The sequence below is a fragment of the Roseovarius nanhaiticus genome, from assembly GCF_900156535.1.
In the GTDB taxonomy this organism is placed as follows: domain Bacteria; phylum Pseudomonadota; class Alphaproteobacteria; order Rhodobacterales; family Rhodobacteraceae; genus Roseovarius; species Roseovarius nanhaiticus.
Map to the genome: position 1 here is coordinate 1 of NZ_FTNV01000007.1, position 15,151 is coordinate 15,151.

Sequence of the window (15,151 nt, forward strand, 5' to 3'; positions counted from 1 at the left end):
ACTGGATGGCCGGGCGATTTTGTTCTCACAGCAAGCATGCCAGCGAGAAGACTCGGCCTTTCTGTTGCCTTCGCGAACACTCCGGAAAATGCGATTAATGGTATGAGTACGGCTCGCATCACCACATACGAAGGTTGGTGACGAGCAAATTTTGGGCCTTGAAAGAGCTACAGTAGCTATAGACTCAAGATGGCATTCAGATTTCCGGATCGCCTTCCATGATGGAGCGGCTTTCATCTCATTCCGACTGTATCATCATCGGGCCAGCGAGGATCAAGGCGATCAAATCGGCCTGTCGGTTTGTGCCGGTTTTCTGGAACAGGTTGCGCATGTGGAATGAGATCGTCGTCTGCGACACGCCTAGCTCAGCTGCGACATCAGCCGCACGGGTGCTGTGGGCGAGCGCTCCGGCAACCCGCGCTTCGGTCGGAGTCAGGCCAAACAGGTCCATCAGGAGCGTATCTGGAACGCGTTTCCGCTGGTCCGGAGCAGAAAGGAACAGCGCGACATGAGGTTGATCCGGTGGCGCGCCTCCTGCCACGGCCAGTGAGCAGAAAAGCACCGGGACGGATCTGGCATCCTGGGGTCGGTGCAGCATCACGCCGACGACAGTCTCGTTCCCGGCCTTCGCAGTGTCCAGCGTCTCACGCAGGGCGCGTTGCAATTCCCGATTAGAGACGGGATCGGGGGAGCTCAACACGTCCGGCCCCGTCTGGATGAAATCCGGGTCGCTGCCAATTTCATGCGCCGCGCGGTTAACATGAACCGGCCTGCCGCGCCCGTCCAGCAAGACAACCCCGAGCGAGATGAGGTCGAGCGCCGCTTCGACCCCGGCGCTGACACCGCCACCGGACAATCCCGCCAGCGCATGGCGCAGCGTTTTCATCTCGCCCTCATGGCGGCTACGGATACGATTGACCTGACGCAGGCGGGCCGCGATGGTGGCCAGCAACAGGTCGTAATCGATAGGTTTGACTAGATAATCGTCAGCACCCTGAAGTTTCCCCTCGATGATCTCGCGGGGGTCTGACAAGGCTGTCAGAAAGACGAATGGCGTGGCGCTCAGTTCAGGACGCTCGGCGCGCAACCGGTGCAAGACATCATATCCGTCCAGACCGGGCATGGTTATATCGCAGAGCAACAAATCGGGCGCGGTTCCAGCCAATAGGTCCAGTGCCGTCTGACCGTCTTTTGCGGCCAAGGTGCAATACCCGGCTTCCTGCAATTCTTCGACGAGATCGCACCGCAGCGCCTCTTCGTCCTCGATCACCATGATCAGGGCGGAACCGGTGTCACCCATCATGTCTGGCCTTCTTTGCATCGAGGCAGCGTCACGCGAAAAGTCACGCCGTCGTCATCGGGTAGCAAGGTGACGTCACCGCCTTGCATGCGTGCCACGGTGCGCGCCATGAACAACCCGATGCCGGTACCTGCGACGCCTACGCTGTTCGATCCGCGGTGATTGCGCTCAAACAGACGCTCGCGATCTTCCGGAGGAATCGGGTTAGCAGAATTGTGAACATCACAAAAAAGACTTTCGCCGTCGCCGTGCAGGGTTAGGGATATAGCGGTTTCAGGGGCGGCGTATTTGTCGGCGTTGGACAACAGGTTTTCCAGAATTTGTTCGGCCAGGGCCGGATCGCAGAACACGGTGGCCTGTCCGGGGTTGGCCTGCCTGATCCCAATCCGCCGGTCCGGCGCCGCGTCGCGCTGGCGGTTGCAGATCGAATCTACGATCTCGTTCAAGTCGCACTCCTCCCGGCGGGCGCCGATCTGACCCGCATCCAGTCGCGCGGCATCCAGCGTGCTGTCCACCAGCCGCGTGAGGCCGGCAATGGCGGTGCGGGCGCGGCCCGCACGTTCGGCCATTTCACTGGCGTCGGCGCGCGGGCCGCGCCGGATCAGGCGTTGCAGCGCTGAATCCGCCACCGCCAGCGGCGTGCGGAACTGATGCGACACCATCGCTGCAAAGTTGCGGTAAAGGTCGGCCGCCGATCGTTCACGTTGGAGTGCGCTATCCAGATCACGCGTGCGCTCGACAACCAATTCTTCCAGACGGTCGCGGTCCTCGGCGTCCTTTTGCTGGGCTACGTGGCGGTCAGATGCGTCTTGCATGAACAGGATCGCACCAAGGATCGCACCATCGTTGCGCATCGGAAAAAACCTCAGATCGACATGGAGCGGCGTGTCATTCTCTCTGGAAAACAGGGGCTGAAGCGTCAACCGTGAGGTCTCTCCGGCAAGGGCGCGCACCACGCCGTCCCGCACCGGCGCGATGTCGAAGAAACCGGCGACGTCGGACAGATGCCGTCCAATGGCCTGCTCTGCCGTCTGGTTCATCATCTCTGCCATCGCATCGTTCCACAACGAGCACTTTGCATGTCTGTCCACCGCCAAGATACCTTCCCCACTGGACGAGATCAGCAGGCCAGAAAAATCCCGCTCTCGCCGCAACAAGTGATTGCGCGCGCGCGACTGCCGCAGCGCAATGACAAGCGTGACCGTTAGGATGCCGCCCGCGACCATGATCCCGATCAGCGACAGGATATTCTGGTGGAGCTGGTGGCGGTAGGCCTCCAGCCGCCCGCCGAGTTCGTCCCATTCCGCGATCATCGACGCGTTCGCCGCCCGGCCCAGAACCGTCGTAAAGGGTGCCAGTGCTGCGCGCAGACGCGGGCCGTCATCGGGCGTGAAATCGTCGATCATCGGCGAAATGGCTATAAGGGCATCGGTCAGCCGGTCCAGATCTTTACCAAATCCAATTTCCTCGACGGAACGGCGCTGTGGCCCGTCATTCAGCAAGGAGATTCGGCCGGACAAGATGTCGAACCAGAGTGCAAGATCGTCCTGCCCGGCTTCTCCCAGTTCAGCCAGCGCAACTATCTTGGTCAGGCGCAGGGCGGCCACGTCGCTTTGGTGAAACACCCAGAGCATGTTCTGTTCTGCGCCGACACGCATGGCGTTCTGGACGGCGAACATACGCACGAGCGAAAATGACAGCAGACCCGAGAACACAAGGACGGCTGCCAGCGGCAGGATCAGCCAGAGGCGGCGGAACTGTCTCATCGCACATCAAGTCGAGAGAGCTGCCAAACCCAGCGATAATCATAACGGATGTCCTGTAACGCCTCGTGGTCGTCGCGCGGATATACGATCCAGAGTGGCCCTTTATCATCGCGCGTCAGCGCCTTGCCATCCATGGCAGAGGCGATGATGACGTCATAGTCGTAGAAATCGCTCATGGGGATGTCCACCGCATATTCATTCAGGGCAATCGCCATCACCTGATCGCCCTGTGCATCGAGGCTGTCCAAAAGATCCCGCATCAGAACGCCCGAGAAGGCGTGGACGCCATCCGTGACGACAGTCGAGGTCGTGATTGTGACAGACGGCAGGGTTTGCAACATGGCGCGATCCAGCGCGGCGGGGCCATCCGCGATGCGGCCCGTCACCTCAAGGATCACATCTCCCGGGTCGGCCATGGCCGCCCCGCTCATCAGCATTGCACCACTCAGAGCCGCTCGGGCTTGCCTCAACATGTCCATTCTCCCAGACCGGTCCGACAACAGTTCACCAGCAAGCGCTTGTTTGTGCAAACCTTACGTAGGGAAATCTTTCGCCGCCCCCTCTAAACGAACGGGGCGGAGTGCGGTCAGGTCATGTGAACATCCCTTGGGAACCCTCAAATGAAGCGAGCGGAATCGGAAGTACGGAGTAAATGTATGCCGCCACTTAAGAAGTCCGCGCTCTATTTTTGCGCCGTCGGGCTGGTCGCTCTGTCCAGCTGCGGCACGCCTGAGTACCGGGCCGAGCGCAAGCATTGCGAGGCAGAATGGCTGCTTAAGATCCCGCCGGTCTACCGGCAGGAGGCCGTCACGAAATACCGTAGCGAAGAGCGCCCGACAGGCCGATCAACCTGCACGACCGTGGGGACGGTGACGAATTGCCAGCAGGTCATGGAGACCGTGTCGGTCCCCTATACCGACATCGAAACTGTCGACATCAAGGCGCGGCAGCGCAATCCGCAAATCGACTCCTGCGCCGCCAGGGCCTGCGCGGCGAGGTATGGCAACAGCACATGCGAGTCGTGATGTGTGGCGACTACGCCGGCAGGACTGGCACCGAAATTTCAAAGAGCAATTTTCAGCAAGGACTTTTTCATGTGGGATTTTAGTATAGGCGGTGCGCTGGGGATGATGGTGCGAACCTTGCCATTCATCCTTTTGCGCATCGCCGTTTATTTCGGAATTACGCTGGGTTACATCCTGGTCACGGGCGTAGGCGCCGGCGTGGGCTGGGGCGTAGGCGGCTTTGGCGACGAGGGATTTCGAGCCAGCAGCACGATGTGGGGCGGCCTTGCAGGCTTCGGCATCTTCGGCGCAATCATGTATTGGGCGCGCGAATACATCCTCTACATCGTCAAGGCAGGGCATATCGCGGTGCTGATCGAGCTGATCGACGGCAAGCCGATGCCCGAGGGGCGCAGCCAGATTCACCATGCGACTGCGGTGGTCAAGGAACGATTTGCAGAGGCCAGCGTCCTTTTCGCCATCGACCAACTGATCAAGGGCGTCGTTCGGGCCATCACCGGACTGGTGCGCGGTATCCTGACCATCCTGCCGATCCCCGGTGTGCAACAACTGGGCGGTATCCTGTCCGCATTCCTGAAGATCGCGGTCGGGTTTATCGACGAGGTCATCCTCGCCTATGCGATCCGGACCCAGTCTGACAACGCCTGGATGTCGGCCAAGGAGGCGCTGGTGCTTTATGGGCAGAACTACAAGGTGATGCTGAAAAATGCCGCCTGGCTGGCGATCATTGTCTATGGCCTCAGCTTCGCGGTGTTCATCGTCATGCTCGCCCCCGCGGCGCTGGTCGTCTACCTCATGCCGGGCGCTTGGGCTGCCGGGGGCGTCGTCTTTGCCCTGCTGTTTGCCTGGAGCGTCAAGGCCGCGCTTCTGGAGCCCTTTGCCATCGCCTGCATGATGCAGGTCTATTTCAAGACGATCGAAGGTCAGGAGCCCAACCCCGAGTGGGACGCCAAGTTGGAGCAGATGTCCGCCAAGTTCCGCAATCTGAAGGAGCGGGCTTTGGGCGCAGGGAGCGTACGGGAGGCCGCCCCCACTGAGGCCGCCCTGACCTGATGCTGCAGACCGCTGCAAGACATCAAAATGGGCGACACGCATTGCGCGATCGTGATCCGACAGATGGTGGCATCTCATCGCGCGTTAGCCAACCGAACTCAGCGCGGAACCGGGAGGGAGAACAAATGAAAACAGACGCTCAGCCGTCCTTTGGTTTCCGCCGCCGGTGCCTCCTGCCGTCCGTCTTGCTTGTGTCCACGCTCTGCACGCAAGCTTGGGCGCAATGGCCGACGACCGAATGGGTGGTGATGAACGCCGAGATCGAAAAACCTCACAAGAAATACGAAGAATGGGACACCTACATCGCGCCGCTTGGCGAGCGCGGCGAAATCGCGCAAAAGCATGAGACAGTCCTCAAGGCGGCGAGCATTTGGTATCAGTCCCTCGGATTTCCGGAACCAGTCCAGAAAACCGAGGATGATGACCTGAACGTCGGGCCAGGCGAGGCTTATCTGGGCCACCTCAAGCGTGATCCGGGCGGCGCAGGCTCCTCTCACACATCGGACGGCGAGATGCTGCTTACTTCGAACCCGGGGGTGCTGTCTGCCGACACCCCGATCTGGACGTTGATGAAGGCCTCGGCCGTTCACGAGCTTTTCCATGCAATTCAGGACAAGATGAGTCCGCCGCTGACCCCGGCCATGCGCGTGGCGCCCCAAAACCCGCAATGCCCCGGCCCCCGCGATGAGCTGGATACCAATCTCAGCTGGCTGATCGAGGGGACGGCCGCGATGGTCCAGATCCGCTGGCTGGAGGGGACAGAAGATGTTTCTTGGGATCACCCCTTCAAGGGATCGCACCGGGCCGCATGGGTTCAGACATTCGATCAGTCGCTACACATGGGGGCGCTACCAGCCGAGCACATGGAACGCGCCAAGCGGCCCGAGATGACAGCACTCGAAACGGTGTCGTGGTACTGCGACTATGGCACCTGGTATTTTTGGTACGCCGTCGGCGACATGATCGGGCGCACCGATGGCGAAAGGGTCGCCTTCACCCGCTACATCTTCGAAGGGAACGAACCGTGGGCTGACGGCGGCATCGTCAATGTCGATCGCGGGTTGAAGGCAGCGGCGGCGAATTACAACGCCATCCGGGCCTATAGCGCCGGCCTCTACGATCTCTTCCCGCAATTCGTGGCGCAGTATCTTACCAAAGACCGTTTTTATGGCGATCTTCAGCAGGTCGATCTGGGCGCCCCCGATATACACAGGACGACCAGCGCGCTCACCGGTGGCCCACTGAAACCGCTCGCGGCGCGGGCATGGCGTGTGCGTGTCCAGCTTCCGCAGGATGCCAGCCCGATCCCCTACAAGGTGCGCTTCACCCTCGACGCAGCGGACGGGACCGATCGAAATGACCTGCACCTCATCGTCGAAGACACCTTGATCAAGAAGCCTATGGATCCCACCGCGCCCTACACGGATGTCGAGCAGATCGGCCCGTCCGGGGACGGTGTCGCGGACTACCTCGTCCGCGTTGCCAATGTCGCCGAGGATGCGGCCGAGACGGAAAATGCCGAATTTTCAATGCGCATCGAGGTCGAAGGTTACTACGGCAATGAAGTGACCGCCGGGATGCCATCGGGCGATGTCGGCGCAATCGCCGGCGAGCTTCCGCCAGGCTTTGCCGTGCGCGGCCCACCGCAATGGTCCTGCAGCGGCGGCGCGTCCTCGCGCGCCCTCTTCAATCTGGTCACGCCTCAAGAAAGGGGCCGCGACATCGAGCGGGCGGTGCCCGATTTCGTCCGCAGCATGACAGGAGTCGCGGACCAGCTGGATATCATCACCCAAAAGGCGGAACGCGGCGGCGTAGTGGATAAAGCGACGGCGCAGCAATTGCACGATAAGCTTGCAGAGGGGCGCGCCACGCTGGACAGCACCAACCCGGCGGCAAAGGATGCTGCCTCCAAGGCGCGCGCGCGGCAGGCCACGAAAATCAACGCGACATTCGTGGGCAGCAACGATGATGAGATGTGCCAGATGCTGCTTACCGCCACTTTGAAGGACCCGAAAGGCGGACCGCAAAGCGTGGCCGGAGCGGTCGACAAGGCCCGATACCCAAAGGATGAGGCGCCCGTGTTCAACCTTGAGGTTTTGCAACAGGCGTTTTTCGACGCGGCCCGCCGCGGGTTCCAGGCGGACCCCGATCAAGAGCGTGAAAGCTGGGTGGCCTGCACCATGACCGCTGAAGAGCAGCAGAAGGTTCGCAAATACGCCGCAAGGATCGGGTGCGAGCCCGTCCTCTGCTCGCCCGGTCGGCTGACGTTGGAGGCGGCCGAGCAAGGCCGGATCGCGGGAACCTTTGAGTTCGACATTCTGCGAGAACGGACCTCCGGGAGGTGCGATACTCCACTCGGCCGCGACAAGGCGGTGGGGCATTTCAACGTGCATTCGACCGACGACGGCTATGACGACGACAGCCTATTTGGCGGGGTCGCCATCAGCGGCGTTCCTCTCGGCCTCAAGGGCAGCGCTGCTGCCGCCGGCGCCATGCCCGGCGCGCCGATCTTCGAAAGCGGGGAGGCCATGAGCGACAAGTTGGGTGACGCCCTCGACAGCCTCGATTTGAGCGACTTTTAGGAAGCGGCCGATAGTCACACTCAACGATAGGGAAACAATCAATGATCTACCGCAGTTTCGCCATGCCCCTTGCCATTGCAGCCAGCGCCGCGGCGTGCGGCTATGCATCGGATACGGCGCATGCGGCAACATCCGCGATCACAGAGGCAGAGACCTGCCTGCAACGGCACATCGGCACGCTGGATGCCCTGCTCACGCTGGAGCACATCGCACCCTATGTGAAAGGCGCGCCCGAAGAGGTCGAGGTCGACTATGACAAGGGGCGCTCGCACACGCTGTCCTATTTCTGGCCCAGCGATCGCACCCGAACGATGAGCGGATCGACCATGAAAATCGAACTCCCGATCCCAAACATGATTACTCTGGGCGGCATCAAGGCTTACACGGCATCGCATTATTTCGACCGTGATGCGCACGACCCCGTCAAACGGTTCCAGCGCGCCCATCGCAACATGACCGCAGAAGAGCGCGAGACAGCCCGGGCCGCAATCACCGAGAACATGAAAGATGAGGATGAAAAGACCCGCAAGATCGCCAAGACGCTGCTGGGTGCCGCCACCGAGCGGATCATGTTCGAGCCGGTGGCAGGTATCGGCGATGCCGCCGCGTGGAACATTCGCACCAAGGAACTCGACGTTCTGACCGGAGCCACCGAATTCAGCGTAAAAGTCGACGTCAGTGCCGATATGGCAAAGAACAAAGCCGTCGCCATGACACTGGCCCAAGCCGTCCTCGATGTCTGCAAAGATGCCACCAACGGCGAGTGATATCCGTCCGCCCTCTCAGTCAGACGCCGCGCCACGACAAGACAGGAAAGAAGAAATGACGATGCCCAAATTCAGCCAGACAATTCGAATGCTTGGCGTGTCTCTGGCCGTGTCTTGGGCTGTGCCTCAGACCGCTGGCGCGGCCACGCTTTGTGAGGGGGAATTCATATCTGCCGTCACCGGCGCATCGCCGCCCGTTCAGGGCAAGGTCACCGGCGTGTCCAACCCCTACCGCAAACAACCCGTCCGCATCGACGTCGAGGATTGCGGCCGCACGCTGGTCATACACGGCGATGGAGCGATCTCGCTCAAGCAAAGCGCCAATGATCCCGCGCATTATGTCGGCTCACACCAAGGCGCGCCCGCCGTGTTCGATATCTGGTCCCCCGACCGCCTGACGGGGCAGATCCTGATACCAGGCTCCAATGGCGGCGTCATTTTCGAGATGACGCTCGTGGACGGGACCAGCCCCGATATGGGAGGCTGCGGCAAGTCCGCTTTGCAGGATGGGCCATCCAATTATGACCGCCTTACCGTCGATCCCGTGCTGCGCAGTGAGGTCATCGGCATTATCGCCGACCAACTAGGTGTGCCGAGGGATCAGGCCGGACGCTACATCTCGGCTCTGCGATCCGTTGCGAAAACCCGCCAGTCAGACAAGGGCGTGACCGAAATCCTCCCCGGCGAACCCGGCTGTCCAATCGAATTGACCGGCGTAAAGACTTGCCGGGTGTTTCCGCCCGAGACCACGACCTTCATCGAAGTCAATCTCCTGCTGGACGCGGGTGGACGCCTGCTGCCTGTTACGACAGACGGCTCCGACACTGGGCGAGTCCGCGTCGACGATCCCGGGGCTACGGCGGATCTGTGCGCGGCGGCGGCGCCAGAGAAGGAATATCCCGCGGCCGACAATATGCTAAGGTTCAAGTTCCTCGGGGTCGAGGAAGACGGCATCTACGATGTTCAGGCCGGTCTTTTGGATGCCGATATGCGTGTTTTCAAAAAAGCCCATTACGCCAAGGGGACATCGCGAGGCCGCCAGGGACGCGCGGAAGCGGCGGAGGAGGCCTACCAGGCGATCGGATCCCCGGTAACTGGGGTGCATAATGCGCCCTGATCCCAGCCAAGCTATGCGAAAGGGCAAATACGGACACGGCGGAAGGATATCCCATGACTTTTGAGACGCCCGCAATAGGAGCGAAGTTTTCGCAACTCGGCGACCTACTCAAGAACCCGTTGACGAGTATCGGCCGCGATACGGATGCCCTGTCGTCCATCAACCGGATGAGCGCTTGTGCCGCCTTCTTGGGCGCGCTCTTCTACTGGGTGCGCTCGATAGACAGCACGCAGTCTTTGTAGAGGAGTTTTTGCCATGCCGACATTATCCAGACGCCTCATCGCTGTCGCCATGCTGTTGATGGCCCCATCCGGCGCGTTGGCGCAGATGGATGGGCATGGCCCGGATGCCTGGCAGGTCACTGGGGTGTCCGCGAATGATGTGCTGAATGCCCGCACCGGGCCCGGAGCCGACTATCTGGTGATCGGTGCCTTTACGCCAGATGCCACTGGCTTGCAGATGGTCACATGCGTTCCGTTCCTGCCCCGCCAAAAATACTGGGAGCTGACCGATAGCCAGCGCAGCGCCCTTCCCTCTCGGTGGTGCCTGATGCAAAGTGCCGATCGCCGCATCCAGGGCTGGGTCGCAGCGCGGTTTTTAGCCGAGGACACGTCGGCAGCCTACCAGCCTGCCGGCGACCCGCTGATCGCAGAAGCAGTGTCGCTTGTGCGCCAAGTCTATGACCTACACCAAAGCGCCAGAAGTCAAAGCGCGATCGGGCCGCTGCATCCGTCCGTCGCAAGGAATTACTTTTTCCAAGATGCCGTCGTGCGTCTGAAGCGCGGCGACTTAGGCGCAGATCCACTTTTCGATGCGCAGGACACTGAGATCACCGAGTTGGAAGTGTTCCCGGCGCCGCAGCGCGCGATGCATCGCGGTATGATCACCGTGTACGCCGATTTCCGCAATTTCGGCCACCCGGACCGCGCGGTGTTTCATCTGCGCATCGACACATCGCTTGCCGACCCGGCACTACGCATAATGCGGATTGAACACGAGGGCTGGGAATTCCCGTGACTGGCCTTCTGCCCGAAACGATCAGCCGGAGGAGACATGACCGAATTTACTGAACGCAGCCCGATTGAGGCCGACTTTAGCGAGGTGTTCCGGAGTCGCGTCGCTCCCCGCCTGAGTGAGCTAGAAGCGCAGCGACAGGCCATTCTGGCCGCGGCAAAAAGGTATGCCGCGATGGCGCTTGCGGGCGGTGCGGCATTGGGGCTGTTGTTCGTGATCTTCGGGACGGGTGCAAACGGCCCGGCTGGGCTCCTGATCGGTTTCGGCGTGCCCATGGCCTTCGGTGCCGTCGCCGCCCTTCTTCTGTGGAAGCGGCAGGCGGTCAGGTGGAGTAGCGAGGCCGCACAGATCGTGATGCCCGTAGTCTGCGATTTCTTGGCAAATCTCAACTACGACCGCGAAGCCCACAAGGGATTTCCGCTGGAGCGGATGCAAAAAATGGGCGTCATACGGCCCTTTACGCGGTCGCAGGTTAGCGATCGGCTGGAAGGTACTTACCGCGACACGGCCTTCGAAATTGTCGAGGCCAAGCTCATCAGTGATAAGAGCCAAAGCAGCGCAAACGCAGATAACGATACTGGCGATCGTTCCAGCAAGACGCTGTTCAAGGGTTTGCTTCTGCGCATTAGTGTCCCGGACCCGATTCCGACGCGCATCCTGATCGCGCGCGATTTCGGCATGGGCAACAAACTGACCGAGATGTTTGGCGGCACTTCCGGGCGCGGCATGCCCAAGGTCGAAACCGGCCACGCCGAATTCGAGCGACATTTCGAGGCATATTCAGCCGATCCGCAAATTGCGCGTAACGTACTGGCGCCCGAGTTCCTGGACAGCCTCGTGCCATTGGCCAAGGACGAGGGTGGTCGCCACGGCGCCAAAGGGCTGGAGGCGGGGTTTCACGACGTCTCCTTCTTCATGGCCCTCAAGCGCGATGTGGATTTCATCAAGATAGGCGGCCTGACCGCCCCGGCGGACAAGATCGAGGAGGATCTGCACGGCGTATTCGACGATATCGCCACAGCCCGCCGCATCATCGATCGCCTGCACGGCGATCATCCCGAACCCTAAGCGAAGGAGGAGAAGGACATGAGTGTTCCAGCACGTCGCGACAGACCCGGCCCAAAGCCGGGTGAAGTGCAGTCTATGTCCTTGCAAGGGGGGCGCAGAAAGAGCCCCGCTTCGCTGTTCATTCTAGCGGCCGTCACGGCATTGGCCGGTCCCGCCAGAGGTGAAGTGCCACCTTGTGAAGGCACCTACGAGTATTTCTCTGGTAAGAGCTTCGCCAACGTCGCGCCGGGAAATGCCCTGCCGGATGCCGGGCGTATCGCGCAGGCCTACAACAATCGTGAGGGCTGGGTTGGCCAGATCATCCGCAAGCCGCAAAGCGAGGGCCTGTTCGAGGTGGAAGTCAACCAATGCGGGCGAGAGTTCGTCATCAGTCAGGGCGGCAAGAGCATGGTCTTTTTGCAATCTGCGACCAATGGCACGACATATGTCGCGCAGAACATCGACATCGAAGGCGGTGAGCTGACGATGCGCGTTCTTGGCCACAAGAATTTTGTTGGCAAGATCGAAGGTGTGACGCACGGCTTCAAATACACCTTTCCCGTTGCGATGGAGCCGCGCGACACCTCCATGCCGGACCTTGAGGGATGTCATGATGACGCTGTCGCGTCGTCCGATACCTTTGCCCACGAAAAGACCGCGACGCGCGGCTTTCTCGCTGCGCGCGGCATGACTCCGCGCGCCGAGTTCGCGCCGGGCGACTACTTCCGCGTTCTCGAGACAGACCGCGATTTGGCCGGCGCCTCCCGCGACGGCTCCACCCGGCACATCCGGTTCCGGATGGGCCGCAACAACGCAATCCTGCCCGAAATCGGGATGCGCGAGATCTGCCTTGCCGAGCCGGGCAAGCTCGACCCGCCGCGCCGGCTTCTGAGTTTCAAGATATTCCGGGTAGAAAAGCCTGACGGTTACTTGGTCTTTGCTCAGGAAATCGACATCGAAACGGGTAAGATACTTGGGCAGGCTGAGGGCGAGAGCATAGGTCGCGAAGCGGCGGCTTTGCAGGCCGCTATGACAGATGCCGCCACTGCGCTCGAAGCGAACGGAACCGTCATAGGCCACCTAAGTGACGGCATGATGCCTTGACAGCTTGCCAAGCAGTAAGGCTCGATATCGGCAACAAGGCGCACCGCATACGGATCATCACACGCGAAGGAAGTGAATATGAAACATACCCTCTTCAACGCGGCGACACTCTCGCTTGTCGGCACTCTGGCCTATTCCACGGCCGCGTATGCCGCCGATGAAAACGTGATGATCGTTTTTGACGGCTCGAATTCGATGTGGGGCCAGATCGACGGTACTGCCAAGATCGAGATCGCGCGCGATGTGATGGAAAACTTGCTGGGCGAGTGGACCGCCGACCGCAATGTTGGGCTGATGGCCTATGGCCATCGCCGCCGCGGCGATTGCACCGATATCGAAACACTTGTCACGCCGGCGCAGGATACCCGCGCGGGTATCCTCGAGCGGATTGGCGCGATCACTCCGACCGGCAAGACGCCCCTGACAAGCGCCGTTGAGCGCGCCGCGACCGAAATGTCCTACACAGATATGCCCGCGACCGTGATCCTGATCTCGGACGGGCTGGAGAGCTGCGAGCGCGACCCTTGCGCGCTAGCCGATGCGCTGGAAAAAGGCGGCGTCGGCTTTACCGCGCATGTCGTCGGCTTCGGTCTTGGCGATGCGGATGCGAGTGCGCTGTCCTGCCTCGCGGACAGGACCGGTGGTCAATATCTGTCGGCTGGCAACGCTGACGAACTCGGCAAAGCCTTGGCAAGCGTTAGCGAGGCCGTGTCCACTCCCGAACCTGCGCCTGAACCTCAGCCCGAACCGGAGCCTGAATATGACGTCACGCTGGACGGACCGGCCACGGCACTCGCCGGCGACAAGATCCGCGTCAACTGGACCGGAACGGTCGCGCCGCAGGATTTCATAACCATCGTGCCGATGGGCGCCGATGAGGGCAGCGCCGAGAATTACATCCGGGTCAGCGATGACAGCGAGAATGACCTGCAAGCGCCCGGTGAGACCGGCCTTTATGAGCTGCGCTACGTGCTGAACGAGGGCCGACGCACGCTGGCGTCAAAGCCCATCGAGATCACCGAGCCGGAGGTGACGCTGGACGCCCCCGCCACGGCACACGCCGGGGACAAGATCCGCGTCAGCTGGACCGGAACGGTCGCGCCGCAGGACTTCATTACCATCGTGCCGATGGGCGCTGATGAGGGCAGCGCCGAGAATTACATCCGGGTTGGGGACGACAGCGAGAATGATCTGCAGGCGTCAGGTGAAACCGGCCTTTATGAGCTGCGCTACGTGCTGAACGAGGGCCGACGCACGCTGGCGTCAAAGCCCATCGAGATCACCGAGCCGGAGGTCACGCTGGACGCCCCCGCCACGGCACTCGCCGGCGACAAGATCCGCGTCAGCTGGACCGGAACGGTCGCGCCGCAGGATTTCATAACCATCGTGCCGATGGGCGCCGATGAGGGCAGCGCCGAGAATTACATCCGGGTCAGCGATGACAGCGAGAATGACCTGCAAGCGCCCGGTGAGACCGGCCTTTATGAGCTGCGCTACGTGCTGAACGAGGGCCGACGCACGCTGGCGTCAAAGCCCATCGAGATCACCGAGCCGGAGGTGACGCTGGACGCCCCCGCCACGGCACTCGCCGGGGACAAGATCCGCGTCAGCTGGATCGGAACGGTCGCGCCACAGGATTTCATAACCATCGTGCCGATGGGGTCCGATGAGGGCAGCGCCAAGAATTACATCCGAGTCGGGGACGACAGCGAGAATGATCTGCAGGCGCCAGGTGAAACCGGCCTTTACGAGCTGCGCTACGTGCTGAACGAGGGCCGACGCACGCTGGCGTCAAAGCCCATCGAGATCACCGAGCCGGAGGTCACGCTAAGCGGCCCCGATCAGATCAGGGCCGAGGACACGATTGGCGTTGCGTGGACCGGCGCCGTCCATGGCCAAGACTACGTCACGATCGTTCCAATCGGCACGCCGGATGAGAAATTCGGTCCCTATGTCAGGGTCGGTGAGAACACCGATGCCAAGCTGGCTGCCCCCGCCGAGACGGGCCTTTACGAGCTGCGTTATGTGCTGAACGAGGGCCGCCGCGTGCTTGCGCGGCACGCCATCGAGGTGCTTAACGCGGATGCCGCGCTGCAAAGCGGCGCTAGCCTGAGCGCGCCCGAGACTGCCGCCGCCGGAGCGACCATCAGTGTTGAATGGACGGTGCAAAATGCCGGCGGCGATCAACGCATTTCGATCGCGCGGGCAGATCAGGCGACCTTCACCTGGCTCACCGCCATCAAGATCGACGGCGCGCCGCCGGTTTCAATCACCCTTCCCGACGAGCCGGGCATGTATGAGCTGCGGTTCCTGGACATTCCCGGCCAGTCAGTACTGGCCCGCCGGATTATCCGGGTCGAGTGATCATGGCAAAGG

13 protein-coding genes are annotated in these 15,151 nt (G+C 61.4%); 10 read left to right on the plus strand and 3 right to left on the minus strand.

From position 1 onward, the window contains the following. Positions 1-238: 238 nt before the first annotated feature. The 3 genes from BW975_RS17335 to BW975_RS17345 are packed head-to-tail and all read right to left on the minus strand — an operon-like array spanning position 239 to position 3,482. Positions 239-1,303, minus strand: a complete 1,065-nt coding sequence (locus BW975_RS17335; protein ID WP_170846631.1) for a response regulator — start codon at positions 1,301-1,303, stop codon at positions 239-241. Then, positions 1,300-3,066, minus strand: coding sequence for a sensor histidine kinase (locus BW975_RS17340; RefSeq protein ID WP_076535599.1), 1,767 nt, complete (start codon positions 3,064-3,066; stop codon positions 1,300-1,302). Before BW975_RS17340 ends, BW975_RS17335 begins: the two co-directional genes overlap by 4 nt. Continuing rightward, positions 3,063-3,482, minus strand: coding sequence for a putative pterin-binding protein (locus BW975_RS17345; protein WP_076535630.1), 420 nt, complete (start codon positions 3,480-3,482; stop codon positions 3,063-3,065). Before BW975_RS17345 ends, BW975_RS17340 begins: the two co-directional genes overlap by 4 nt. A gap of 240 nt (positions 3,483-3,722) precedes the next feature. On the opposite strand from BW975_RS17345, the gene BW975_RS17350 reads away from it, so the two are divergent. The 10 genes from BW975_RS17350 (at position 3,723) to BW975_RS17395 (ending at position 15,139) form a co-directional block, all read left to right on the plus strand. Continuing rightward, positions 3,723-4,091, plus strand: coding sequence for a hypothetical protein (locus BW975_RS17350; RefSeq protein ID WP_076535600.1), 369 nt, complete (start codon positions 3,723-3,725; stop codon positions 4,089-4,091). A gap of 69 nt (positions 4,092-4,160) precedes the next feature. Further along, positions 4,161-5,144: a hypothetical protein gene (locus BW975_RS17355; RefSeq protein WP_076535601.1), complete on the plus strand. Its 984-nt coding sequence runs from the start codon at positions 4,161-4,163 to the stop codon at positions 5,142-5,144. A gap of 125 nt (positions 5,145-5,269) precedes the next feature. Further along, positions 5,270-7,726, plus strand: coding sequence for a hypothetical protein (locus BW975_RS17360; protein ID WP_139194270.1), 2,457 nt, complete (start codon positions 5,270-5,272; stop codon positions 7,724-7,726). Positions 7,727-7,767: 41 nt separating this feature from the next. Continuing rightward, on the plus strand, positions 7,768-8,493 hold the full coding sequence (locus BW975_RS17365; protein ID WP_076535603.1) for a hypothetical protein: 726 nt from the start codon (positions 7,768-7,770) through the stop codon (positions 8,491-8,493). A 55-nt stretch (positions 8,494-8,548) separates the two neighbouring features. Further along, on the plus strand, positions 8,549-9,610 hold the full coding sequence (locus BW975_RS17370; protein ID WP_076535604.1) for a hypothetical protein: 1,062 nt from the start codon (positions 8,549-8,551) through the stop codon (positions 9,608-9,610). A gap of 53 nt (positions 9,611-9,663) precedes the next feature. Then, positions 9,664-9,852, plus strand: a complete 189-nt coding sequence (locus BW975_RS17375; protein WP_076535605.1) for a hypothetical protein — start codon at positions 9,664-9,666, stop codon at positions 9,850-9,852. A gap of 13 nt (positions 9,853-9,865) precedes the next feature. After that, positions 9,866-10,627, plus strand: coding sequence for an SH3 domain-containing protein (locus BW975_RS17380; protein WP_076535606.1), 762 nt, complete (start codon positions 9,866-9,868; stop codon positions 10,625-10,627). Positions 10,628-10,663: 36 nt separating this feature from the next. Beyond that, positions 10,664-11,692 carry a DUF3137 domain-containing protein gene (locus tag BW975_RS17385; RefSeq protein WP_083687185.1) on the plus strand — a complete coding sequence of 343 codons (1,029 nt, stop codon included), beginning with the start codon at positions 10,664-10,666 and terminating at the stop codon, positions 11,690-11,692. A 165-nt stretch (positions 11,693-11,857) separates the two neighbouring features. Next, on the plus strand, positions 11,858-12,775 hold the full coding sequence (locus BW975_RS17390; RefSeq protein ID WP_076535608.1) for a hypothetical protein: 918 nt from the start codon (positions 11,858-11,860) through the stop codon (positions 12,773-12,775). 78 nt (positions 12,776-12,853) lie between these two features. Beyond that, positions 12,854-15,139, plus strand: coding sequence for a VWA domain-containing protein (locus BW975_RS17395; RefSeq protein WP_076535609.1), 2,286 nt, complete (start codon positions 12,854-12,856; stop codon positions 15,137-15,139). Positions 15,140-15,151 lie beyond the last annotated feature (12 nt).